This is a genomic window from Advenella faeciporci (assembly GCF_014652395.1).
Lineage (GTDB): Bacteria > Pseudomonadota > Gammaproteobacteria > Burkholderiales > Burkholderiaceae_B > Advenella > Advenella faeciporci.
On sequence record NZ_BMYS01000004.1, the window covers coordinates 44526 to 68173 of the forward strand.

At 53.3% G+C, this 23648-nt stretch carries 22 protein-coding genes; 13 read left to right on the forward strand and 9 right to left on the reverse strand.

Annotation, left to right across the window (positions count from 1 at the left end):
- Position 1: 1 nt before the first annotated feature.
- From IE074_RS04385 to IE074_RS04415, 7 genes are all read left to right on the forward strand, one after another.
- Positions 2 to 784, forward strand: a complete 783-nt coding sequence (locus IE074_RS04385; RefSeq protein WP_189384230.1) for a DUF1365 domain-containing protein — start codon at positions 2 to 4, stop codon at positions 782 to 784.
- Between the two features lie 11 nt (positions 785 to 795).
- Positions 796 to 2034 (forward strand): SAM-dependent methyltransferase, encoded by a 1239-nt coding sequence (locus tag IE074_RS04390; RefSeq protein ID WP_189384231.1) that lies wholly within the window; start codon positions 796 to 798, stop codon positions 2032 to 2034.
- A gap of 3 nt (positions 2035 to 2037) precedes the next feature.
- Positions 2038 to 2616, forward strand: coding sequence for a chalcone isomerase family protein (locus IE074_RS04395; RefSeq protein WP_229793881.1), 579 nt, complete (start codon positions 2038 to 2040; stop codon positions 2614 to 2616).
- Between the two features lie 60 nt (positions 2617 to 2676).
- Positions 2677 to 3837 carry an MFS transporter gene (locus tag IE074_RS04400; RefSeq protein ID WP_189384232.1) on the forward strand — a complete coding sequence of 387 codons (1161 nt, stop codon included), beginning with the start codon at positions 2677 to 2679 and terminating at the stop codon, positions 3835 to 3837.
- Between the two features lie 2 nt (positions 3838 to 3839).
- Complete coding sequence (locus IE074_RS04405; protein ID WP_189384233.1) at positions 3840 to 4376, forward strand: DUF3833 domain-containing protein; 537 nt, start codon at positions 3840 to 3842, stop codon at positions 4374 to 4376.
- Positions 4376 to 5149: an SDR family NAD(P)-dependent oxidoreductase gene (locus tag IE074_RS04410; RefSeq protein ID WP_189384349.1), complete on the forward strand. Its 774-nt coding sequence runs from the start codon at positions 4376 to 4378 to the stop codon at positions 5147 to 5149. The genes IE074_RS04405 and IE074_RS04410 overlap by 1 nt, the downstream gene beginning before the upstream one ends.
- Before the next feature lie 35 nt (positions 5150 to 5184).
- Positions 5185 to 5637: a nuclear transport factor 2 family protein gene (locus IE074_RS04415; RefSeq protein ID WP_189384234.1), complete on the forward strand. Its 453-nt coding sequence runs from the start codon at positions 5185 to 5187 to the stop codon at positions 5635 to 5637.
- Positions 5638 to 5645: 8 nt separating this feature from the next.
- Here the strand turns inward: IE074_RS04415 and IE074_RS04420 are convergent, their stop codons facing one another.
- From IE074_RS04420 to IE074_RS04435, 4 genes are read right to left on the reverse strand one after another with little or no spacing between them, the layout of a single operon-like run.
- Positions 5646 to 6413, reverse strand: coding sequence for an ABC transporter ATP-binding protein (locus tag IE074_RS04420; RefSeq protein WP_189384235.1), 768 nt, complete (start codon positions 6411 to 6413; stop codon positions 5646 to 5648).
- Positions 6410 to 7186, reverse strand: a complete 777-nt coding sequence (locus IE074_RS04425; RefSeq protein WP_189384236.1) for an ABC transporter ATP-binding protein — start codon at positions 7184 to 7186, stop codon at positions 6410 to 6412. The genes IE074_RS04420 and IE074_RS04425 overlap by 4 nt, the downstream gene beginning before the upstream one ends.
- Positions 7183 to 9096: an ABC transporter permease gene (locus IE074_RS04430; protein WP_189384237.1), complete on the reverse strand. Its 1914-nt coding sequence runs from the start codon at positions 9094 to 9096 to the stop codon at positions 7183 to 7185. The genes IE074_RS04425 and IE074_RS04430 overlap by 4 nt, the downstream gene beginning before the upstream one ends.
- Before the next feature lie 6 nt (positions 9097 to 9102).
- Entirely contained in the window at positions 9103 to 10317 is a 1215-nt protein-coding gene (locus IE074_RS04435; RefSeq protein WP_373297769.1) for an ABC transporter substrate-binding protein, read from the reverse strand.
- A 226-nt stretch (positions 10318 to 10543) separates the two neighbouring features.
- Between IE074_RS04435 and IE074_RS04440 the strand changes: the two genes are divergently transcribed.
- A complete protein-coding gene (locus IE074_RS04440; RefSeq protein WP_189384238.1) occupies positions 10544 to 11320 on the forward strand; it encodes a ferredoxin--NADP reductase in 777 nt (258 codons plus the stop codon).
- Positions 11321 to 11428: 108 nt separating this feature from the next.
- Here the strand turns inward: IE074_RS04440 and IE074_RS04445 are convergent, their stop codons facing one another.
- Positions 11429 to 13249 (reverse strand): UvrD-helicase domain-containing protein, encoded by a 1821-nt coding sequence (locus tag IE074_RS04445; RefSeq protein WP_189384239.1) that lies wholly within the window; start codon positions 13247 to 13249, stop codon positions 11429 to 11431.
- Between the two features lie 163 nt (positions 13250 to 13412).
- On the opposite strand from IE074_RS04445, the gene IE074_RS04450 reads away from it, so the two are divergent.
- Complete coding sequence (locus tag IE074_RS04450; protein ID WP_189384240.1) at positions 13413 to 15590, forward strand: malate synthase G; 2178 nt, start codon at positions 13413 to 13415, stop codon at positions 15588 to 15590.
- 56 nt (positions 15591 to 15646) lie between these two features.
- On the opposite strand, the gene IE074_RS04455 is transcribed toward IE074_RS04450, so the two are convergent.
- Positions 15647 to 15898, reverse strand: a complete 252-nt coding sequence (locus tag IE074_RS04455; RefSeq protein ID WP_169292948.1) for a hypothetical protein — start codon at positions 15896 to 15898, stop codon at positions 15647 to 15649.
- Between IE074_RS04455 and IE074_RS04460 the strand changes: the two genes are divergently transcribed.
- Positions 15897 to 16406, forward strand: a complete 510-nt coding sequence (locus IE074_RS04460) for a PepSY domain-containing protein (RefSeq protein ID WP_189384241.1) — start codon at positions 15897 to 15899, stop codon at positions 16404 to 16406. The genes IE074_RS04455 and IE074_RS04460 overlap by 2 nt on opposite strands.
- The gene (locus IE074_RS04465) at positions 16391 to 17191 is read left to right on the forward strand and encodes a phosphodiester glycosidase family protein (protein ID WP_229793882.1); all 801 of its coding nucleotides are present in this window, start codon (positions 16391 to 16393) and stop codon (positions 17189 to 17191) included. The genes IE074_RS04460 and IE074_RS04465 overlap by 16 nt, the downstream gene beginning before the upstream one ends.
- A gap of 63 nt (positions 17192 to 17254) precedes the next feature.
- Here the strand turns inward: IE074_RS04465 and IE074_RS04470 are convergent, their stop codons facing one another.
- The 3 genes from IE074_RS04470 to IE074_RS04480 are packed head-to-tail and all read right to left on the reverse strand — an operon-like array spanning position 17255 to position 21173.
- Positions 17255 to 18187 (reverse strand): pseudouridine synthase, encoded by a 933-nt coding sequence (locus tag IE074_RS04470; protein ID WP_189384242.1) that lies wholly within the window; start codon positions 18185 to 18187, stop codon positions 17255 to 17257.
- 57 nt (positions 18188 to 18244) lie between these two features.
- A complete protein-coding gene (gene pntB, locus IE074_RS04475) occupies positions 18245 to 19630 on the reverse strand; it encodes a Re/Si-specific NAD(P)(+) transhydrogenase subunit beta (RefSeq protein WP_189384243.1) in 1386 nt (461 codons plus the stop codon).
- Position 19631: 1 nt separating this feature from the next.
- Positions 19632 to 21173: a Re/Si-specific NAD(P)(+) transhydrogenase subunit alpha gene (locus tag IE074_RS04480; RefSeq protein WP_189384244.1), complete on the reverse strand. Its 1542-nt coding sequence runs from the start codon at positions 21171 to 21173 to the stop codon at positions 19632 to 19634.
- A 177-nt stretch (positions 21174 to 21350) separates the two neighbouring features.
- Between IE074_RS04480 and IE074_RS04485 the strand changes: the two genes are divergently transcribed.
- Entirely contained in the window at positions 21351 to 22574 is a 1224-nt protein-coding gene (locus tag IE074_RS04485) for an MFS transporter (RefSeq protein ID WP_189384245.1), read from the forward strand.
- 83 nt (positions 22575 to 22657) lie between these two features.
- Entirely contained in the window at positions 22658 to 23647 is a 990-nt protein-coding gene (locus tag IE074_RS04490) for an ABC transporter ATP-binding protein (RefSeq protein ID WP_189384246.1), read from the forward strand.
- Position 23648 lies beyond the last annotated feature (1 nt).

Here is a 23648-nt window from a genome sequence, read left to right on the forward strand (position 1 = left end):
CATGAGCAGCAAAACGCCTCCCCCTTGCGCATTGATAGGTTTCGGACAGGTCTACCATGCCCGGTTGCAACCCACCGTCAATCGTTTTCGCTATCCCACTTTTTTCCTGATGTTGCCCATGCGACATCTGCATGACAGTGGTGGTGCATTGGCCATCAATAAGCCGGGGGCCATCAGTTTCCATGATTGTGACCACGGCGATGGCCGGAGCCCAGAACAGGGTGGCGCCCTGGCCTGGCTCAATGAACTGCTTTTGGCCCAGGGCATTGATGATGCCAACGGTGAAATATGGCTGCATTGCTACCCGCGTGTTTTGGGGTACACCTTCAAACCCGTCAGTTTCTGGTTCTGTCATCATGCCGACGGGCATCTTCGGGCCATTGTCGCGGAAGTCAATAACACTTTTGGCGAACGGCATTTCTATTTGCTTGACCAGCCCCGCTTTGGTGCATGGACAGACATTCAGAAAGTCTTTCATGTTTCCCCGTTTTGCGACATCAAAGGCCAGTATCACTTTTGCTTCATGCGCAGCGAACACCAGGACGGCCTGAAAACATCGGTATTGATTCACTATCACGAAGCCGAAAAACCGATCCTGAAAACCAGCATCAGCGGAACATTGCTGCCCATTACACCGGCCACTTTAAGGCGGGCGCTTTGGCGCTATCCTGCCATGACAGTCATGATCATGCTGCGCATCCATTGGCAGGCACTCAAACTCTGGGTCAAACGCACCGGATTCCGTCACAAACCCAGTCCTCCTGATCAACCTGTAACCCGTTGAGACTATTCACGATGAATACCACCACCGCCAGCAACCCACAAACCCTGAGCTTGCCCCGCAACGTACCGGCCAGTGTCAAAAACGCTTTTCGCCTGTTAAGCCATTTGCAATATGGCAAATTGATTGTTGTCTTGCCCGACGGCCAGTCCCAGCTTTTTGGTACCCAGGAGACAAGCGCAAACCAGAGTGTTCCTGTTCTGCACCTGCACAACTGGCAGGTTTGCCAGGCCGTCTTCAAATCAGGTGACATTGGTTTTGCCGAAACCTATATTTCGGGTGACTGGAGCACTCCGGACCTGCCCGCCCTGCTGACCCTGCTGGTACGAAATCGCCAGCATTTGAGCCAACTGATTTACGGCAACTGGCTGGGTCGGCTGGCGTATCGCATTCGCCATTTGCTCAATCGCAATACCCGCAGCAACAGCCGCAAAAACATTCATGCCCATTATGATCTGGGCAATGATTTTTATTCCTTATGGCTGGATAAAAGCATGAATTACTCCAGCGCCCTGTTTGAGGCTAACCCTCAGGCAGATCTTGAAACCGCGCAGATGGCAAAAATCAGACGGGCACTGGAAATGGTGCACCTGAAGCCGGGCGATCGCCTGCTTGAAATTGGTTGCGGCTGGGGGGCCCTGGCCGAGATGGCCGCCGTTCAATTCCAGGCACACCCAACGGGCGTCACGCTTTCAAGCGAACAGCTGGCGTATGCCCGCCAACGTATGGACAGCCTGGGCATGAGCGCTCAGTCCGATTTACGCCTGCAGGACTACCGCGATATCAACGACGACGCTTTCGATGCCATTTGTTCCATTGAAATGGTCGAGGCGGTGGGCAAAGAATACTGGCCCGTTTATTTCCAGTCCATCAGCCGCCTGCTTAAACAGGGTGGCCGTGCCTGCATCCAGAGCATTGTGATTAAGGATGAATTATACGAGCGTTACATCAACGGTACCGACTTCATTCAGCAATACATTTTCCCCGGTGGCTGCCTGCCCTGTCCTGACGAATTACGCCATCAGATCAACAAGGCCGGACTCAAACTGGAAAACGAATTTTCCTTTGGTCTGGATTATGCCAAAACATGCCGGCTCTGGCGTGAGGACTTCCTGGCCCAGCAGGCACAGGTCAAACAACTGGGCTTTGATGAAACCTTCATGCGGACATGGGAATTTTACCTTGCCTATTGTGAAGCCGCCTTTACGGAAGGCAGTATCAATGTCATGCAACTGACACTTGTCAAGGAGTAAAAAATGAACGCGACCCGTTTATTGGCCATGCTGACACTTGCCGCCAGCTGCGCCACGTTGCCAAACGCCATGGCTGCCGGCAAGGCCGGCCCTGTTGCCCCAACTGCCATGACGGTGTCCCTGCCTGCCAATTTGCAGCCGGTGGGCAATGCCACAATGCGTTTCCTGGGCTGGAATATTTACCAGGCGTCGCTTTGGGCGGCTCCCGGTTTTAACCCGCAACGCTATGCAGACTATCCCCTGGCACTTGAACTGACTTATTCAAGATCTTTCACAGGCAAAGCAATTGCCGACCGATCGCTGGAAGAGATGCGTCGCATTGGCCGCTTTACACCCGAACAAGAGAAACAATGGCAACAGGCACTGGCCGAAATTCTTCCTGATGTCCAGGAAGGTGACAAAATCCTGGGCTTGCACCAGCCTGGCCAAGGCGCGGTTTTCATGCAATCCGGACGCCCGCTTGGCAGTATTCGTGATTCTGAATTTTCGAACCTGTTCTTTGGTATCTGGCTTTCTGAAAAAACCTCGGAACCGGCCTTGCGACAGTCCTTGCTTGCCCTGGGTAAACCGGCCGCCAACTGAACAGGCCTGAACAAATCATGTCAGCACCTGCCAAACTTACCCTGCCACAGGCGGCAAGCTATGGGACTTTGGGGTTACCACTGNCTGGGTTTACTATTCCTGGCAAGCAGGCTGTTTGATGCCCTGACCGATCCCTTGCTGGGCCGCTTAAGCGATTTCCTGTTCAACCGGCCAAACGCCAGCATCATGCCCTTTATTGGCCTGGCATCCATCGTGCTCATACTGGGTCTGGCCGGACTGCTGTTTCCCCCCGTTCCGGTCGCTTCAGGGTCAAGACTGATCATCTGGATTACCACCTGCCTGCTCATCACCTATACCGTCTACAGTTTCCTGATGATCATGCACCAGGCGTGGGGTGCCCGGCTGGGTGGCGATGCCGTCATGCGTGGCAAGATTGTTGCTGCACGGGAAAGCGCCGGGCTGATCGGTGTCATGCTGGCCTCAGCCATTCCCGGATGGCTGGGCTACCAGGCCATGCTGATCAGCTTCATGATTTGCCTTGGCCTGGGGTTTTTCTGCTTAAGCCTGGCTACCAAACCGGTCCACAATCATTTAAACCCGACACAAGTCACTTCCCTGTGGCATCCCTTCAGGCAGGCACCGTTTCGGCGTCTTTTGCTGGTTTTCGTGCTCAATGGTATTGCCTCGGCCATTCCAGCCACCCTCGTGCTTTTTTTCATCCAGGACCGTATCCGTGCGCCTTTGGCCAGCGAACCCTGGTTTTTAGGTCTTTATTTTCTATGTGCCGCCTTGTCCATGCCCTTCTGGCTATATCTCGTGCGTCGCATTGGCCTGGCCAAAACCTGGCTCAGCGGCATGCTTTTATCCATTCTGGTGTTTATCTGGACACTTTCATTGGGTGAGGGCGATGCCATTTATTTTGCGTTCATTTGCGCATTTTCCGGTTTTGCCGTGGGTGCCGATCTGGCCCTGCCTGGCGCCATGCTTGCCGGCCTGATCCGCGCGCTGGGCCATGGCGGCAAGCATGAAGGCGCCTATCTGGGCTGGTGGAACTTCATGACCAAAGCCAATCTGGCACTGGCGGCCGGCCTGACACTGCCTTTGCTTGAATGGCTGGGTTACACCCCAGGTATCCGGGATACGCAGGCATTGCAAATGCTCAGCCTGGTTTATGCCGGCTTGCCCTGCCTGCTTAAATCTTTGGCCGCCTGGGCACTTTACCGTTTTTTCCAGGCACCACATTCACCTCAGGAGCTTTAACCATGAAGAAACGTATTTTATTTTCAGCTACCGCCCTGCTTTCAGCACTTGCCCTGGTTGGCTGCACCGGGCAACAGCTTGCCGATTACCAAAACGAAACGCCCTCCCTGGATCTGGCTACTTATTTTAATGGTCCGCTTGAGGCCCATGGCATTTTCCAGGATCGTAGCGGTAAGGTGGTCAAACGCTTCATTGTCAAAATGGAAGGCCGCTGGACGGGCAACAAGGGGGTTCTGGACGAACATTTCACTTATTCTGACGGCACCAAAGAACGCCGGGTATGGCATCTTGAAAAACTCGCCGATGGCCGCTATACTGGCACCGCGGGTGATGTTGAAGGCCAGGCACAGGGGCAGATCTCGGGCAACGCCTTCAACTGGCAGTACACGTTGAAACTGCCGGTGGATGGCAAAACCTATTCTGTCCAGTTTGATGACTGGATGTACCTGATGGACGACCGGGTCATGCTGAACCGGGCCACCATGAGCAAATTCGGCATCAAGCTGGGCGAAGTGACTTTGTCATTTTACAAATCATGATGAACCTGAATCCACCCATCACCCAGTGGCAAAACAGGCGTGTGTGGCTGATTGGTGCCTCTAGTGGCATAGGACTGGCCCTGGCTGAAAAACTGGCCGCCCAAAAAGCAAACGTGATTGTTTCGGCACGCAACCGTGAGGCGCTGGATGCTTTTGTAGCCAAACACCCTGGCAGCCAGGCCTTGCCACTGGATGTAAGCCACCCCGAGAGCCTGGCCCAGGCTTTTGATACCCTGTACAACACAACTGGCTGCCCAGACCTGGTGTGCTATTGTGCCGGCCATTACAAGCCGCTACGTGCCCCTGAATACGATCTGGAAGAAATGCTGCGTCATCAGCAAATCAACGTGACCGGCCTGCTTTATTTGCTGGACCGGCTTCTTCCCCTGATGCTGGAAAACGGCCGGGGCCATATCAGCCTGATCAGCAGCGTGGCCGGTTTTCGCGGTTTACCCAAAAGCCTGGCCTATGGCCCCACCAAGGCGGCCCTGATCAATCTGGCCGAGTGCCTGTATCTTGACTTGCATGACCGTGGGCTGGGGATCAGCCTGATAAATCCGGGATTTGTACAAACACCGCTCACCGCCCGGAATGATTTTGCCATGCCTGCCCTGATCACACCCGATCAGGCCGCCGACCATATCATTGCAGGCTGGGAGAGGGGCCGCTTCCACATTGATTTTCCGAAAAAATTCACGCTGTTTATGCGTTTGCTAAGAATCCTGCCCTACCCGCTGTATTTTTGGCTTGTCCGCAAAATAACCGGTCTTTAAGCCAATGAATGATGACCTTTACCATGAATACTGCCATGACATCACCCAGCACTCAGCATAACTCAGCCCAGCAGCGCTTGCTGGATTTTTATACCACCATCAGTCCAAACAGCCTGAACCGGATTTTTGAAATATACGCCGCGGAAGCCCGTTTCAAAGACCCTTTCAATGATGTCAAAAACCCTGCCCAAATCAGGAAAATTTTCGAACATATGTTTGAATCTTTAAATAAACCGCAATTCACCATTTTGCAATGCATTGCGCAAGACAATCATTGCTTTATCTTGTGGGATTTAACGTTTTATTTCAAAAGCACCCAGCCCGATACACGGCAAACCATTCATGGCGGCAGTCATGTGATTTTCAATGAAGAAGGCATGGTCAGCTACCATCGCGACTATTGGGATGCCGCTGAAGAACTGTATGAAAAATTTCCCCTGCTGGGTAGCCTGCTCAGATGGATCAAACGGCGTCTTTGCGTCCACTAACGATAAATTCAAACGGTTAAATAAGCCCGTTTGACGTCTTCATTTGCCATGAGTGACTGAATGGAGCCGCTGTACTTGACTTGGCCCTTTTCAAGCACATAGGCCCGATCCGACACCAGTTCAGCAAAAGGCAGGTTCTGTTCAGACAGCAAAATGCCAATCCCTTTTTCTTTAAGGGCCAGTATCATGCGGGCCATTTGTTCCACCACCACCGGTGCCACCCCTTCCGAGGGCTCATCCAGCAGCACCATGAAGGGATTGCCCATTAAGGTCCGGGCCACGCTCAGCATTTGCTGCTCACCCCCACTCATCTTGCCACCGGGCCGGTCCAGCATCTTGCCCAGATTGGGAAACAGGGAAAACAGGGATTCACGGGTCCAGACAACGGCTTCACGGCCATCGGGCCAATACCGCACGGGCTGGCGCCCCACGTCCAGATTCTCGGTCACGCTCAGGTCGGAAAACACCCGCCGGTCTTCGGGTACATAACCCAGGCCCTGCCGGGCAATCCGGTAAGGTTGCCAGCGTGAAATATCCTGGCCCATGAAAGTAACCTTGCCGCTGGTGCGATCGAGCAGGCCCATGATGGATTTAAGCGTGGTTGATTTTCCCGCGCCATTACGGCCCATTAACGCCACCACTTCACCCTGGCCCACCGTCAGGTTCACATCAAACAGGATATGTGCCCCGCCATACCAGGCATTCAGGCCCGAAACCGTTAACAGGTCTGTTTCACCCGCTGACGGCTTGGTTTTTTCCGGCAAGATGGCACTCATGTTGTCAACCCTTCTTTCAATTTTTCCAGCCCGATTCCCGAGCCCAGGTAAACCTCCCTGACCTGCGGATGGTTGCGGATTTCGTCGGGTGAGCCTTCGGCAATCAGCCAGCCCGCGGCCAGCACAATGATGCGGTCGGCATAGGCAAACACCACATCCATACTATGTTCGGTAAACAGGACACCCATATTGCGCTGCCTGGCCAGTTTGCGCGTCAGGGCCATCAATTCATTACGTTCCTGGGGCGCCATGCCTGCCGTGGGTTCATCCATGAGCAATAAAACCGGATCATTGGCCAATGCCATGGCCAGTTCCACCCGCTTTACATCACCATAGGCCAGTTCACTGCAGGGCCGGTCGGCCTGGTCGGCCATGCCTACCTGCGCCAGCAAGGTCAAGGCCTGTGCCCGGTACTGCAAGGCGGCCGGCCTGAAAAACGAAAACATTTTCCGGTGAAAGGACAGCAGGGTCATTTGCACGTTTTCCACCACGGTGAGCGATGCAAAGGTGGCGGCGATCTGAAAAGTGCGACCCACACCCAGTTGCCAGATATCACGTGCCTGCAGGCCCAGGATGGATTGACCGTTCAGGCAAACCCTTCCCTGATTGGCCCTGGTTTGCCCGCCAATCATGTTAAAGGTGGTTGACTTGCCTGCCCCGTTGGGGCCGATCAGGGCCAGCATCTCACCCTGCTCAAGGCTAAAATCCACCCCCCGGACGGCCATGAAATCGCCATAGGCTTTATGAAGATCGGTAACCTGCAACAAACTCATGGCTGTCCTTTGGGAGCAATGGCCTGACGGGCCTGAAAACGCCTGCCCAGCTGGGCAAAAAACCCGGCAATACCCTGCGGAAACAATAAAACCAGCACCAGAATAACCAGGCCGAACAGGGCTTTCCAGTAATCAGTAATACCCACCACATAATCATGCAGCACGGTATAGGAAAACGCGCCAACAATGGGCCCCAGCAAAGACTGCACCCCCCCCAGCAACACCATGACCAGGCCATCTATAGACTTGCTGATATGCAATTCTTCAGGAGAAACACTGCCTTTGGAATACACATACAGCACGCCTGCCAGGCCGGCAAACAGGCCGGCTATCACAAAAGCCAGCCATTGGGTTTGTTTCACGTTAATGCCAATCGCATCACTGCGCAATACCGAATCGCGCCCGGCCCGCATGGCATAACCAAACGGCGAAAACAGCAGGCGACGCAACACCAGCACACTGCCCGCAACGATGATAAGCGTAAAATAATAGTAGGCTTGCGGACTGCTTAACCATTCTGGCGGCCAGATCCCGATCAGACCATTGGAGCCGCCGGTAAAGCTGTCCCACTGGAACACGACTGACCAGGTAATTTGCGCAAACGCCAGGGTCAGCATGGCCAGGTAAATACCGCTAAGACGCACACAGAACCAGCCATACACCAAAGCCCCAAAGGCCGCAAACAGGGGGGCGATGAACAGGGTTGCTATCAGGGGAAGGCCCGCTTTTTGCATCAGCAGGGCGGCGGCATAAGCCCCCAGGCCAAAATAAGCGGCATGGCCAAAAGTATGCATGCCCGCCGGCCCGGCAATAAAATGCAGGCTGGTGGCAAACAGCACGGCAATCAGGGCATCCTGCGTGAGGATCATTAAATAGGGAAACTGGTCTTCCAGCAGCGGCACCCCCGCCAGTAACAGCAATGCCAGGCAAGCGGCTACCTGAAGCAGGCGGCCTGCCGGGCGAATAGGTGCCTCGATGGGTGCCGAATTGCGCGAAGCGGCCTGCTCCCTGCCCAGCAGGCCCCACGGCCTGAACACCAGTACCAGCGCCATAATCAGGAACTCAACCACCATGGTCAACTGGGAAAACTCAATTTGCAGGCCAGCAATATGTACCGTGCCCAGCCAGATACAAATGGCCTTCATTTCGGTAATCAGCAACGCTGCCAGAAAAGCACCGGTAATGGAACCCATGCCCCCCACCACCACAACGGCAAAGGCATCGCCAATAATGCGCATGTCCAGCCCCAGGCTGGCCGGTTCATTGGGCAACTCGAGCGCACCACCCAAACCGGCCAGAAAAGAACCCAGTGCGAATACACCGGTAAACAGCCATGCCTGGTTCACCCCCAGCGCCCCCAGCATTTCCTTGTCTTGCGTGGCCGCACGCACAAACGTTCCCCAGCGGGTACGGTTCAGCAACCACCACAATAACAGTAATACCAGGGGGCCGATAATAATCAGAAAAACGTTATACGTGGGAAACATGCGCCCGAACACGGGTATGGCGCCTTCCAGCCCCGGGGCCTGCATGCCCAGCAGGTCTTCAGGCCCCCATAACCAATGGGCCGCGTCGCTGGCGATCAGCACCAGGGCAAAAGTGGCCAGCAACTGGAACAGTTCGGGGGCCCGGTAGATACGCCTGAGCAAAAAAACCTCAATAAGTACGCCCAGTACGGTCACCATCAGGCCAGCCGCCAGCAGCCCCCCCCAGAATCCCAATACCGTGGCACCCAGCCATGATGTAAGCGAATAGGCAATATAAATGCCCAGCATATACAGGGAACCATGGGCGAAATTGATAATCCGGGTGACCCCGAAAATCAATGACAGCCCGGCAGCAACCATAAACAGGGATGAGGTTCCCGCCAGACCGTTCAGCAGCTGAACAATTAAACCCGAGACTTCCATTGTGACTTATTCGGCAGGACGCAGTTTTTTCACTTCCGCATCGGAAGGCTGTACATCTTTACCGTCCACATAGCGGATATCAGTCATGATGCCCTTGCCGTCCCTGACATCCAGCCTGCCCACATAAGCACCCATGGTGGACTGGTTGTCAATGTCACGGTATTCAATTTCGCCAAACGGGGTGGGCACTTTCAGTCCCTTGAAAGCCTTGATCAGGGCTTCGGTATCGGTAGAGCCCGCTGCCTTAATGCCTTCGGCCAGTGACATGATCATGGCATACCCCACAATCGAACCGGCACGTGGATAGTCGTTGAACTTGTCCTGGTAAGCTTTCAGGAAGGCATTGTGTTCAGGCGTATCAATGGCATACCAGGGGTAACCGGTCACGAACCAGCCTTTGGGGGTGTCTTCACCCAAAGGATCCAGATACTCGGGCTCACCGGTTAACAGGCTGACCACCGGCAGGTTGTCAAAGAACTGGCGGGTTTTGCCGGCCCGCACGAATTTGGTCAGGTCGGTGCTGAACAATACGTTAAACAGCGCATCGGGTTTGGCATCGGCCAGGGCCTGCACCACATTACCCGCGTCAATCTTGTTTAAGGTGACAGCCTGCTCGGCCACGAACTCCACATCGGGCTGCTGCGCTTTCAGCAGTTTCTTGAACGACTCGATGGCCGATTGTCCGTACTCGTAATTGGGATACACCAGGGCCCAGCGCTTTTTGTTCATCTTGACCGCCTCGGGAATCAGCATGGCCACCTTCATGTAGGTGGAGTCACGCAGGCGGTAGGTATACCGGTTACCGTTTTCCCAAACGATTTTGTCCGTTAACGGCTCTCCGGCCAGGAAGAACACTTTTTTCTGTTTAGCAAAATCGGCCAGTGCCAGCCCGATATTCGACAGGAAGCTGCCGGTTAATACATCCACCCTGTCGCGCGTTAACAGTTGCTGGGCCTCGCGGATGGCATTGCCCTGGTTGCCCGCATCATCACGAATCAGGACTTCGACTTTTTTACCATTCAGGCCACCGGCCTGGTTGATCTGCTCAACAGCCAGATCAATCCCTTTTTTATACGGTTCCAAAAAGGCCGGTATGGTTTTATAACTGTTGATTTCACCAATGCGGATCACATCTTGTGCGTATGCCGTTACTGATACCGACACGGCAAGCAGCGGAGCAACACCCCATTGCCAGATTTTTCTGGAAAATGCTTTCATCATCATATTTGTAGACTCCCTGCCACACGCCATTAGACAAGCTGTTTATAAACTTATTACTGAATAATTGGAAAAAGGGGGAATTAACCCGAAAAAAACGAATTTAATAGTAATTTACTGCTTTTTGATTAATTAAAAGAAGATTGTTTGATTATATTCAAGAAAATATTTTGCTTTCTTTTGTAGAATGATAAATTCTTTTTCAATAACTCCAACAGGTCAATCGTTTATGGCTGCTGCTTTTCTTGAAGGCAAAGTATTAAGTGTCCACCACTGGACAGATCGTCTTTTCAGTTTCACTACCACCCGTGACCAGGCCCTTCGTTTCAATAACGGCCATTTCACCATGATCGGCTTGCCGGTTGATGGCAAACCGTTGCTGCGTGCCTACAGTATTGCCAGCCCCAACTACGAAGAACATCTCGAATTCCTTAGCATCAAAGTCCCCGACGGCCCGCTTACCTCACGCCTGCAGCACATCAAGGTTGGCGACAATATCATTATTGGCCGCAAGCCTACCGGCACCCTGCTCATTGATTACCTCTTGCCCGGCAAACGCCTGTATATGCTGTCAACCGGTACTGGCCTGGCACCGTTCCTGAGCATCATGCGCGACCCCGAAACCTATGAGCGTTTTGAAGAGGTCATTCTGGTGCATGGAGTACGTTTCGTTAACGAGTTGTGCTATCGCGATTATTTCACCAACGAATTGCCCAACAATGAATTCCTGGGTGAAATGATCACCCATCAACTCAAGTATTATCCCACGGTTACCCGCGAACCCTTTGAAAACCAGGGTCGTATTACCGATCTTATCGAAAACGGCAAGCTGTTCACCGACCTGAATGTCCCCGAACTCAACCCCGAAGAAGATCGCATCATGATTTGCGGCAGCCCGGGCCTGTTGCGCGACCTTAAACCCATTCTGGAAAAGCGCGGCTTTAACGAGGGCAGCACCTCCAAACCGGGTGCCTATGTGGTTGAACGCGCTTTCGTTGACCAATAAACCTTTTGGCAGGAAACCACCGCCTATCAACATCCAAAATAATGATGATAGGCGGCCAAGCTAACTAAACATTAGCCGGGCCAACTATAAAACCGCTGTTTCTTTTAACTATCCGGCTAAAAGAAACAGCGATTTTTTTGCACGGGTAATCGCCACATAAAAACGGTTGCGTTCTATCGCATCATCACTGCCCCGGGCCTTAAACCCCCCAAGGCCGGCGTTATAAACCATCACCTCATCAAATTCACGTCCTTTGGCTTCACTCACGGTATAAAACCGGATGCCGCCACGTGTTTTCCAGCTTGCCAAAAGCCGGCCATACAGGGCTGGCCATTGCTCAATGGTGGCCTGCCGGGCAGACAAAAACCGCAGCAAGCCCTGCCATGAGCACCAGGCAGTCTGTTCCAGCACCCGGTGCTGGCTGGCTCCATAGCTGAACACCCCCGACAAGCGGGCAAAGGTTTCCAGTTCTGCCACCAGCCCGGCTTTCGAGTCTTTTTGCCCAAGCCACCATTGCAAGGCATTTTTCATCTCGTCAGAAAATGCCTCTCCTTTGACCGAACCACCGCGCAAATGCAGATCCAGATACATGCGCAAACTGCCAGGCGTTGCCTTATGGGCAATTTCATGCTTGGCCTGCTCGTCCAGCAGGCAATGCGGCAGGCTTAAAAACTGCAGCACCGCCTCATCCATTTTTTTAACCATGGGGGCAAGCCGGGGAAACCGTACCGAATACAGGTAAACCAGCAGACTGGCGGCAAACGTATTCACCAGCGGATAGGCCAATTCGGGGCTGCTGTCACTGCTATTGAACAGGCTAAAGGCGGCACTGACCTTATCTGCCCCATTACGGCAAACCACCGCCAAATGCGACAAACGGGCCGGCTTGATATGGGGCAGCAAATCGGCCATCGTACCCTTGACGGCCGTAATGTCTGTTTTATGTCTGGCCATTGACTGCAATTGCCGGCCCGTCAGTTTGCCGGCCAATTCGGCCAGGCTGTCACCAAAACGGTATGTTTGCAGGGAATGAATGATACGGGCCGAATAATGCTGCACATAGGTGTTGAATACCGCATCGGTATCGGTGCCACGCCAGGCAAAAATATTCTGCATGCGATCGCCAACCGCCAGAATGCGGGCCTGTGGACTTAAGATCCGGAACAGGAACGCCAGTTGCAAGGGGGTCGTGTCGTGAAACTCATCAATAAACACAAAACGGTACCCGCCCATAAAGCGCTCATCCAGGGTTTCTGACTCGAGCCGCTCCAGCAGGTCAAACACCGCCTCGGATATCAGCCGGAACCCAAACACCCCGGTTCTTTGGGCTGGCGCGACGTAAGGATCAAGCAGGAGATTTTCCGTGCCGGCCTCGGGCCCGGGCCAATGGGCCCGGTACGAGTCATAAGCATAAAAAACGCGGCGCACAAAACGATAATCAAAATTTAACTTGCCTTCACAGATGAACTCACAATCTTCGGCAGACTCGGCCTCCCAGGCCCTGGAAGCACGAAAAAATTCCAGATCCGCCATGAGCGCGTTCATGTGTTCTTCATTAATCTGCGGTGCCGTAAATTCCCAGTCAAAGCCTTCTTCACAGGCCTCTTCCACCAATTGCGGCAACAAGTCCCGCACAACGGCATCGCGGTCCAATACATAGCGTTCATCCCCCAGGCGGCGCAATAACTGATGCGCCAGACCATCAATCGTGCTGATGGTCAGATTGGGTTGTTCGGCTGACACCAGCCCCCGTTTTTGCATATAGCCGCTTAACACATCACGCCCGGCACGGCTGAATGTCATCAGCAATGTCGGCGCACTGGACACGCAATATCGGGCCTCTTCCGCAATCAGGGTGGATTTCCCGCTACCGGCCACGCCTTCGACCAGCAAGGCCTTTTCAGGATAATGATTGAACAGGTTTTGCATGAACCAATGCTTCCATTTATAAACTCAAAATAAATATTGCTTTTTACTAAAAGTAAAAACTGTGTTTACCCCAGGCACCTTGAGGCTTAGTGTGCATCGCGTCATAATAGCATCATCATTCTTCAAATATACGCAAAAAAAATTTCCATGACAGGAGCACGACATGACTGAAAGAACCCAATGCCACCGTTTGCAGGTAGCCACCGTACTGAAAGACTTCATCGATACCCGCGCCCTGCCGGGTACCGGTGTCGATCCTGCCGCCTTCTGGCAAGGGTTCGACCAGCTTATCCATGACCTCGCCCCTGAAAACAAGGCATTGCTGGCCGAACGTGACCGCATCCAGGCCGAGATGGACAACTGGTACCGCGCCAACCCCGGCCCTATCAAAAACATGCCTGCCTATAAAGATTTCCTGAAAAAAATCGGCTACCTGAAAGACGTACCGGCCGACTTCAAGGTCAGCACCGCCAATATTGATTACGCTATTTCCGACCAGGGTGGCCCGCAACTGGTGGTACCCATTACCAATGCACGTTATGCCCTGAATGCCGCCAATGCGCGCTGGGGCAGCCTGTACGATGCCCTGTATGGCACCGATGCCATCAGCGAAGACGATGGCGCAACCAGCACCGGAGGCTATAACCCTGTGCGCGGTGAAAAAGTCATTGCCTATGGCCGCGAATTCCTTGACCAAAGCATTCCGCTGGCCCAGGGCTCACACAAAGATGTCAGCCAATACAGCGTCACTCAGGGCGGGTTTTGTGCCACCCTCACAGACGGCAGCCAAACCACGCTGGCCGATCCCGCCTGCTTCCTGGGTTACCGTGGCAATCCCAACACCCCTGAAGCACTTGTGATTCGCCACAATGGCCTGCATTTTGAAATCCAGATCGACCGCAACCACCCCATTGGCAAACAGGACCTGGCCGGTGTCAAAGACCTGTTACTCGAATCCGCTCTCAGTACGATCATGGACTGTGAAGACTCGATCGCCGCTGTCGATGCCGAAGACAAAGTCCTGGCCTACAGTAACTGGCTGGGCCTGATGAACGGTACCCTGAGTGATACCTTCGTCAAAAACGGCAAGACCATGACCCGTACCCTGAACCCCGATCGCCAGTACACCACCAAAACCGGTGAAACAGCAACCCTGCAGGGCCGCTCGCTCATGTTTATCCGTAACGTCGGTCACTTAATGAGCAATCCGGCCATCCTTGACGAAAACGGCAATGAGGTCCCTGAAGGCATCATGGACGCCGTCATTACCAGCCTGATCGCCATTCATGACCTGAAACGTGAAGGCAGCGAACGCAACTCACATACCGGCTCCATCTATATTGTCAAACCCAAAATGCATGGCCCCGACGAAGTTGCCTTTGCCACCCAACTGTTCAGTCGCACCGAACAACTGCTGGGCCTGGCTCCCAATACCCTGAAAATGGGTGTCATGGATGAAGAGCGTCGCACCAGCGTCAACCTGAAAGCCTGCGTATTTGAAGCCAAAGAACGCATCGCTTTCATTAACACCGGCTTTCTTGACCGCACCGGTGACGAAATCCACACTTCCATGGAAGCCGGCCCGGTTATCCGCAAGGCCGATATCAAGCAAACCGCCTGGATTGATGCCTACGAGCGCAATAACGTACAAACCGGCCTGGCCTGCGGCCTGGTTGGCAAGGCACAAATCGGTAAAGGCATGTGGGCCATGCCAGACCTGATGGCCGCCATGATTGAACAGAAAATCGGCCACCTGAAGGCAGGTGCCAATACCGCCTGGGTGCCTTCACCTACCGCAGCCACCCTGCATGCCCTGCATTACCATCAGGTTAATGTGAAAGAAGTCCAGAAAAGCCTGGAAGGTGATACCACCGATTACCTTGACCGCATCCTGACCATTCCGGTAGCTGAAAACACAAACTGGAGCGAAGAAGAGAAACAACAGGAGCTTGACAACAACGCCCAGGGTATCCTGGGTTATGTGGTGCGCTGGGTAAACCAGGGCATTGGCTGCTCCAAAGTACCCGATATCCACGATATCGGCTTAATGGAAGACCGGGCCACCCTGCGCATTTCCAGCCAGCACATTGCCAACTGGCTGCGCCATGGCATTGTCAGTGAAGAGCAGGTTCGCAAAACCCTGGAACGCATGGCTGCCGTGGTTGACAAGCAAAATGAAGGCGATCCGGCTTACCGCCCCATGGTTGGCAATTTTGATACCTCTCCCGCCTTCCAGGCCGCCAGTGACCTGATCTTCAAGGGCCTGACTCAGCCTAATGGCTATACCGAGCCGCTATTGCATCACTGGCGTCAGGTTGCCAAGGCACAATATCGTTCATAAGCCGCTTATTCATAAACCCCATGCACCTTCCCCCAAGGCATGGGGTTTAACCATGATTAAGCAGTAAAGTCAATTTCATTTTCAACGGAATTAACAGAATTTAAGCGAAAAACCCTTAAAATAAAAGCTATTGCTTGCCTTACCTTTTTAAATGGTAGTAAACTCAAGCACATAGGATCATCAAAATCACACAAGGCTGAAAGGTTGCAGGGCCCCATCTGCCGTTTTTTCCGCATGGGATTCCCTACCAGACACACCACGTCACCCAAGATCAGGACGATGGAAAAAGTCAATTCAGAAACTGACATGCAAACCCCGAACACCTCCTATTCAGGGCAGAAGGAATACGCTGCTCACGGCATGCGCTATCGCTGGTATTTTTATCTGGCCCTGCTCCTCATTCCGGTCATCACCATTCTGGCTTGCAACGCGATTACCAATTTCTACAATACTCATATCGACTCCTGGGCCTACCATGACCGGTTTTATGTTCAAGAACAAAACCAGGACCCCATACCGTCACAAATCCTTTACGAGGAAGCCCGTAAATACCTTCCTGCCAATGCCATTCTGGTTAGCGCAAAAATTGATCAGTCCCCCGATAGCAGTGCCCAGTTCAAGTTCAAGGTAAACGGACTATATAACCAGAGCATTTTCCTGAACCCCTATACCGGTGAGGTGCTGGGCGTCCTGGATGGCCAGCAATCCAATACCCGGTTCTGGGTTGGCACCGTCATTTACTGGCTGCTCCTGTTACTGACATGCTGGCTGGCACTATGGTGCGCGCTCAGGATAGAACGTTGTCGATCTTCTTGAACATGCTTCATTTGTTCCTGCTACGCCTCTTGCCGGTACTGGGTCTCTTGCTATCCACCCAAGTACATGCCAAAGAACAGGTCAGTCCATGCATACAATATGAAAAGGCGGACCAGAACCGGGTTCATATTGCCAAAATCGACCTTCACTGCCCCGGCATTCAAATCATTGGCACCCCAATTAAACAAGCCAATCAAACCACCTCCAATTTTGCTTTTCCCAACAAAACCACCGTCGCCATTAACGGTGCTTTCTTTGATGCAAACAACAAGCCGCAAGGCTTGAATGTCAGTAATGGCATCCGCTGGCCGGGCAGCTACGACACCACCCACCATTCCTTTCTGGCCTGTACCCTTGAAAATCGTTGTTTTATCGAGGCGCCCAACCGAAAGACCGCACATAACCCCGCCTGGCATACGGTTATTTCAGGGTGGCAAACCCTTAAAAACGGCCGCTATATCTGCCCGCATGGCAGCCAGAAAATATGCCATTCAAACGCCCGTGGCCAACACCCCCGTACAGCACTGGGCCTAAGCAACAATAATCGCTATTTATATCTGGTCGTGGTGGAAGGCCGCAAGACTGATTTTCAGGGATATACCCTGAACCAGCTGGCGCGCCTGTTTAAAAAAATGAATGTGAACAATGCCCTGAACCTGGATGGCGGCGGCAGCAGCACCATGATTATCAACCGCACCCGAGTCAATGAACTGCCATCACGCCAGTTCTTCCTGGAGCGCAATGTCGCCAACCATCTTGGCATTATCGACACCACGCCGCATTAACGTCATCTTCGGTTCACGTCAACCAGCCAAACGCAAGCTGAGCAGAGCCAGAACGACAACAGATTAACCCGACACGGTTTCGTTAATACCGGCCTGCATTTCCAGCGTTCTGCGGCTTTCAAAAAAGCGGGTTTGTCCGGTGACCGGATCGGTAAAGCCTATTGAGCGTGCCAGCAGTTGCAAGGGTTGGTCAAAACGGTTCTCTTCACGGGCAGGTAGCATGACAGGATAAAACTCATCGTTACAAATGGGCAAACCCAGGCCATTCATGTGAACCCGCAGCTGATGCTTTTTACCCGTAAGCGGTTCCAGCAAATAATGACCCCACTTCCCGTTATGCCGCAACAGGCTGATGCGGGTACGGCTGTTGGGCTCCTCGGCGACTTCTTCCATGGTGAAATACCGTGCACTTTTGCGGATATGGCTCTCGCGTATCAGGGGAAATTCCATGCTGGCCCTGAAAGGAGCGATCGCCTCATAGGTTTTATAAACCTCACGTGTCTGAAATAATGTCTGGTAGGCACCCCGATGGTGTTTATTGGCACAGAAAAGCAGCAGACCCGCCGTATCCCGGTCAAGGCGGTGAATCGGGCTCAGCTCAAAGTTATTGAGCTGTTTACGCAGGCGGATCAGGGCGGTTTCCTGCAAATAACGCCCACCCGGAATACTGGCCAGAAAATGGGGTTTATCAGCCACCACCAGACATTCATCCTGGTACAGTACCTCTAGGTCAAAGGGGACGTTCACTTCGGCAGGCACTTCACGGTAATACCACAACCAGCTATCCGCGACAAAAGGACTGTCCAGCCGCATGGACACACCCGCGGCATCCACCATATCCCCGCGGGCCAGCCGCTCACGCAGGATATCAGGGGGCATATGCGGAAATTTCACCAGCAGAAAACTGAACAAATCGGGCCATTGCTGCTCTCGCGGCAAATACAGGCGACTGGGTACTATGCCATCGCGCACGGGCAAGGGAAAAGATTGAGACATGAAAACAGAAACAGGGCTAAACCGTAAAAAAAGATTATAGCCCTGAGGATGCCTACATTACAAAGCGCGTAATATGGACTCTACCGTTCCTTTCGCATCACCAAAACACATAAAGCTGTTGTCTTTGAAAAACAGCGGATTTTGCACACCGGCATAACCCGTGCTCATGGAGCGTTTGAACACGATCACCTGCTGCGCTTTCCAGACCTCAAGAACCGGCATGCCGGCAATCGGGCTGGTCGGGTCTTCGCTCGCGGCCGGATTCACGGTATCGTTGGCACCAATCACCAGCACTACATCGGTATCGGCAAAGTCTTCGTTGATTTCGTCCATTTCAAGCACGATATCGTAAGGCACCTTGGCTTCGGCCAACAACACGTTCATATGACCGGGCAGACGGCCCGCCACCGGATGGATGCCAAAGCGCACGTTAATCCCTTTATTGCGCAAGTGCTGGGTAATTTCAGCCACCGGATATTGGGCCTGGGCCACTGCCATGCCATAGCCGGGGGTGATAATGACCGAACTGGCGTTCTTCAGTATTTCCGCCACTTCTTCGGGCACCATTTCACGATACTCACCCATTTGCTCAGCGCTGCTGCTGGCAACCGCATCATTGCCAAAACCACCGGCAATCACCGAAATGAAAGACCGGTTCATGGCCTTGCACATGATATAGGAAAGAATCGCCCCCGATGAACCCACCAGGGCCCCTGTCACGATCAGCAGGTCGTTGGACAGCATGAAACCGGCAGCGGCCGCGGCCCAGCCCGAATAGGAGTTGAGCATGGACACCACCACTGGCATATCGGCGCCCCCGATGGAAGCCACCAGATGCCAGCCAAACGCAAGCGCGATGAAGGTCATGAGAATCAGGGCAAAGGTTGAGCCGCCCGAAGCAATAAATTGCCACATCAGCAGGAATGACACCAGCAATGCCAGCGCATTAAGCTTGTGACGATGTGGCAACATTAAGGCCTTGGAGCTGATGGAACCGCGCAGTTTGCCAAAAGCGACAATGGAGCCCGTAAAGGTTACCGCACCAATAAACACGCCCAGGAAAACCTCACCCAGATGAATGTTCTGCATGGCGCCTGACACGATGCCATGGCTGTCTGCCGTGATATAACTGTTGTAGCCCACAAAAACCGCCGCCAGGCCCACAAAACAGTGCAGCATGGCAATCAGCTCGGGCATTTGCGTCATTTCCACTTTTTGTGCCAAACGCATGCCGATGGCACCACCAATGATCATGGCAATGATAATCCAGACCAGTCCTTCCACGTTCTGGCTGAAAATGGTGGCCAGCAGGGCAATCGCCATGCCGGCAATCCCGAATGTATTGCCATTGCGGGCGGTTTCCTGTTTTGACAAGCCTGCCAGACTGGCAATGAACAACAATGCGGCAATAATATATGCCGCCATAACCAAACCTTGAGACATATTATTCACCCTTGTCTTTTCTGAACATTTTCAGCATGCGCTGCGTAACCAGGAAACCACCTGCAATATTGATACTGGCAATGAGAATGGCAATAAATGCCAGCACACTGACCAGCCCGTTGCCATGCCCGATTTGCAGCAGGGCGCCCACCACAATAATGCCGGAAATCGCATTGGTGACCGACATAAGCGGCGTATGCAGGGAGTGGGTTACGTTCCAGACCACGTAGTAACCCACCACGCAAGCCAAAACAAAAACCGTAAAGTGAGACAGGAACTCGGGGGGGGACCAGGCACCTGCCAGCCCAAACAGCACAAGCAGTACGGCCAACACCCCCAGCTTGAAGCGGGCGGATTTCGGTTCGGCTTTTTTGACCGCGGCAACCGGCTTGGCAGCAGCGGCAGGCGCTGCCGATACACTGATGGCCGGGGGCGGGAAAGTAACGGCACCCTGGGTAATCACGCTCATATTGCGCAACACCACGTCTTCCTGATTGATATCAATCTGGCCGTCTTTATCCTTGCACAGCAGTTTGCTTAAATTCACCAGATTGGTGGCATACAGCTGTGAAGACTGGGCCGGCAAACGACCGGGTAAATCGGTGTAACCCACGATCTTGACACCGTTATCGGTTACAAAAACCTCACCGGCACGGGTATATTCGCAGTTGCCACCCGCAGCGGCCGCCATGTCCACAATGACTGAGCCCGGTTTCATGCTGTCCACCATGTCACGGGTAATCAACCTGGGTGCCGGTTTGCCCGGGATTAAGGCAGTGGTAATAATGATATCCACTTCCCTGGCCTGTTCGGCAAACAGGGCCATTTCGGCACGAATGAACTCTTCGGACATGGTTTTCGCATAGCCATCAGAAGATGAGCCGTTTTCAGCACCAAAATCCAGTTTCAGGAACTGGCCACCCATGGATTCAATTTGCTCGGCCACTTCAAGGCGGGTATCAAAAGCCCGCACAATGGCCCCCAAAGATCCGGCCGTGCCAATAGCGGCCAGGCCAGCCACCCCGGCCCCTATCACCAGCACCTTGGCAGGCGGCACCTTGCCGGCTGCCGTGATCTGTCCGGTAAAGAAACGACCAAACTGGTGGGCGGCTTCAATAACAGCGCGATAGCCGCCAATATTGGCCATGGACGACAGGGCATCCAGGGACTGGGCCCGCGAAATGCGTGGCACCATGTCCATGGCCAGCACGTTGATCTGCTTGCCCGCCAGCTTTTGCACCAGCTCGGGATTTTGCGCCGGCCAGATAAAACTGACCAGTGTGCCGCCTTCCTTGAGCAAGGCAATTTCTTCATCAGTGGGAGCATTGACCTTGTAAACCAGGTCTGACTGCCAAACTTCTTGTCGTGTGCCTGTTTGTGCACCGGCCTTAATATAAGCCTGATCATCAAAACTGGCCAACTGGCCAGCCGAATGTTCAATCATGACATCAAAGCCCAGTTTTTGCAGCTGTTCAACCGTTACTGGCGTTGCCGCCACCCTGGTCTCCCCCTGCAGGCTTTCTTTGGGTATACCTATACGCACAACCTACCTCCCTATAGCTTTTTAAATAAAAAATCCCAATCAAGTATTTCTGTTTATTATGGTCATTGATTTTTTTCTAACGTAACATACTAATGTTTAATCATGTATAGATTTTTTAACCTGACTGTTTAATAATCTGTTCATGCATTAATATAGGCAAAAAACATACAGCCCCCCATGACACCCACCCACACTAAAAAACAAAAACGTGACTTATTCTGGTTTCCAGTAGCACTGGTTCTTTTTGAATTTGCGGTTTATATTGGCAACGACCTGGTGCAACCGGCCATGCTCACCATTACGCATGAATTCAAGGTGGATGACAGCTGGGTTGCTTCTTCAATGTCGCTGTACATTCTGGGTGGGGCCCTCCTCATGTGGCTGATCGGTCCCCTGTCAGATCGGTATGGCCGGCGCCGGGTCATGCTGGCCGGAACGCTTTATTACGCCCTTACCAATCTCCTGATCCTGTTCAGTGTCAATATTGAAAGCTTCATGCTCATGCGACTGCTGCAAGGTGTGTCTCACTGCTTCATCGGGGCGGTGGGGTATGTCAGTATCCAGGAAGCCTTTCGGGAAAGCACGGCTATTAAAGTCATGGCTTTAATGGCCAATATTGCGCTTATTGCTCCCCTGCTGGGCCCGCTGGCCGGTGCCGCCCTCATCAGCTATTTGTCCTGGCACTGGGGATTCATCCTGATTGCCAGCATTACCTGCCTGAGCCTGATTGGCCTGTTCCGCCATATGCCCGAAACCGTTGACCTGGGCGCCCCCAAGGAACCCATCCGTAGCGTCCTGGACCACTACAAAACCACCCTGCGCAACCGGAAATTCATGCAACTGGCCCTGTTCAGCCCCATTATCGGACTGCCCATGCTGGTCTGGATCGGACTGTCTCCGGTTTTTCTGGTCAAAGACCTGGGCCTGGATAACCTGGGCTATGCCAAATCCCAGATTCCCATTTTTGCCTGCCTGATTCTGGGCAACCTGGCCCTGGCCCGCGTATCGGGAAAAGTACCGCTTGGCCAAACCGTCCACCATGCACTGCCACTGGTTTTTCTGGGCGGACTTAGCCTGTTGCTGGCCGGGCTGCTACCGGCCTTTACCCTGGCCGGGCTGATTGTGGGCATGAGCCTGCTGTCTTTTGCCCAGGGCTTGAGTTTTGCCGTCCTGTACCGCCTTACCCTGCTCGCCTCTCAGGCACCCAAAGGTGTGGTTGCCGGTGCCATGAGCCTGATCATGATGTTCATGTCCGCCATCAGTATCGAAGCCTTCAAATGGCTTTATGTCAGCGCCCATTTGCCCTGGCTCTGCTTTGCCTGCGCTGTCCTGGCTGGCATCTATGCCTTGCTGACCCGTCCGGTCATGCGCCTGGCCATGCAAAAAAACGATCCGGCCTAACCCTTACACAGGCACCCAACCATGGCCGAAACCGACATTGCTGTTAAAATCGTCCCAACAAGACTTTTTTTCATTCCATTGTCATGGCCATCCATAAGAACAATAACCTGCCGCTGGTATCCGTCCAGGCACTGAAAAAACATTTTCCCATCAATAAGCATCAGACCGTCAAGGCCCTGAATGGTATTTCATTTAATATCCATAAAGGGGAAACTTTCGGCCTGGTGGGAGAATCCGGTTGCGGCAAATCCACGGTGGGCCGCACCATCATGGGCCTGTACCTGCCCACAGCGGGCCAGGTCCACATTAATGGCAAAGATATCCACCAGACAAGCGTGCAAGAAAACAGAACAAGGCGCCGCCAGGTCCAGATGATCTTCCAGGATCCTTACGCCTCGCTTAACCCACGCGCCACCATTTTTGAAATTATTGCCGAGCCGCTGGAAATTCATCAGGTTCATAAAGACAAAAATGCCCTGCGCCAACACGTTTACAAGCTACTTGAAGAAGTGGGGCTGAATCCCTCTCACGCCCACCGTTACCCGCATGAGTTCTCGGGCGGCCAGCGCCAGCGGGTGGGCATTGCCCGTGCGCTGGCCCTTGAGCCGGAAATCATCATTGCCGATGAGCCGATTTCGGCGCTTGATGTATCCATCCAGGCCCAGATTGTGCTGCTGTTGCAACGCCTGCAGCAAGAAAAAAAACTTACTTACCTGTTTATTGCCCATGACCTGGCCATGGTGAAATATTTGTCAGACCGGGTAGGCGTCATGTACCTGGGCCAGATGGCTGAAGTGGCCGGCAGCGATGAATTGTATGCCAATCCCCTGCACCCTTATACCCAGGCATTGCTTTCCGCGATTCCGGTGCCCGACCCCGATCTGGAACAAAAGCGGCAACGTATTTTGCTCAAGGGTGAATTACCCAGCGCCATCAACCCACCCACCGGCTGTGTGTTCCATACCCGATGCCCGCAGGCACAGGCTGTTTGCCGGCAACAGCCCCCTGTCTGGAAAGAGCATGCGCCCGGTCATTTTGCCGCCTGCCACTTTATTGCCGAAGGAAATCGTTAAC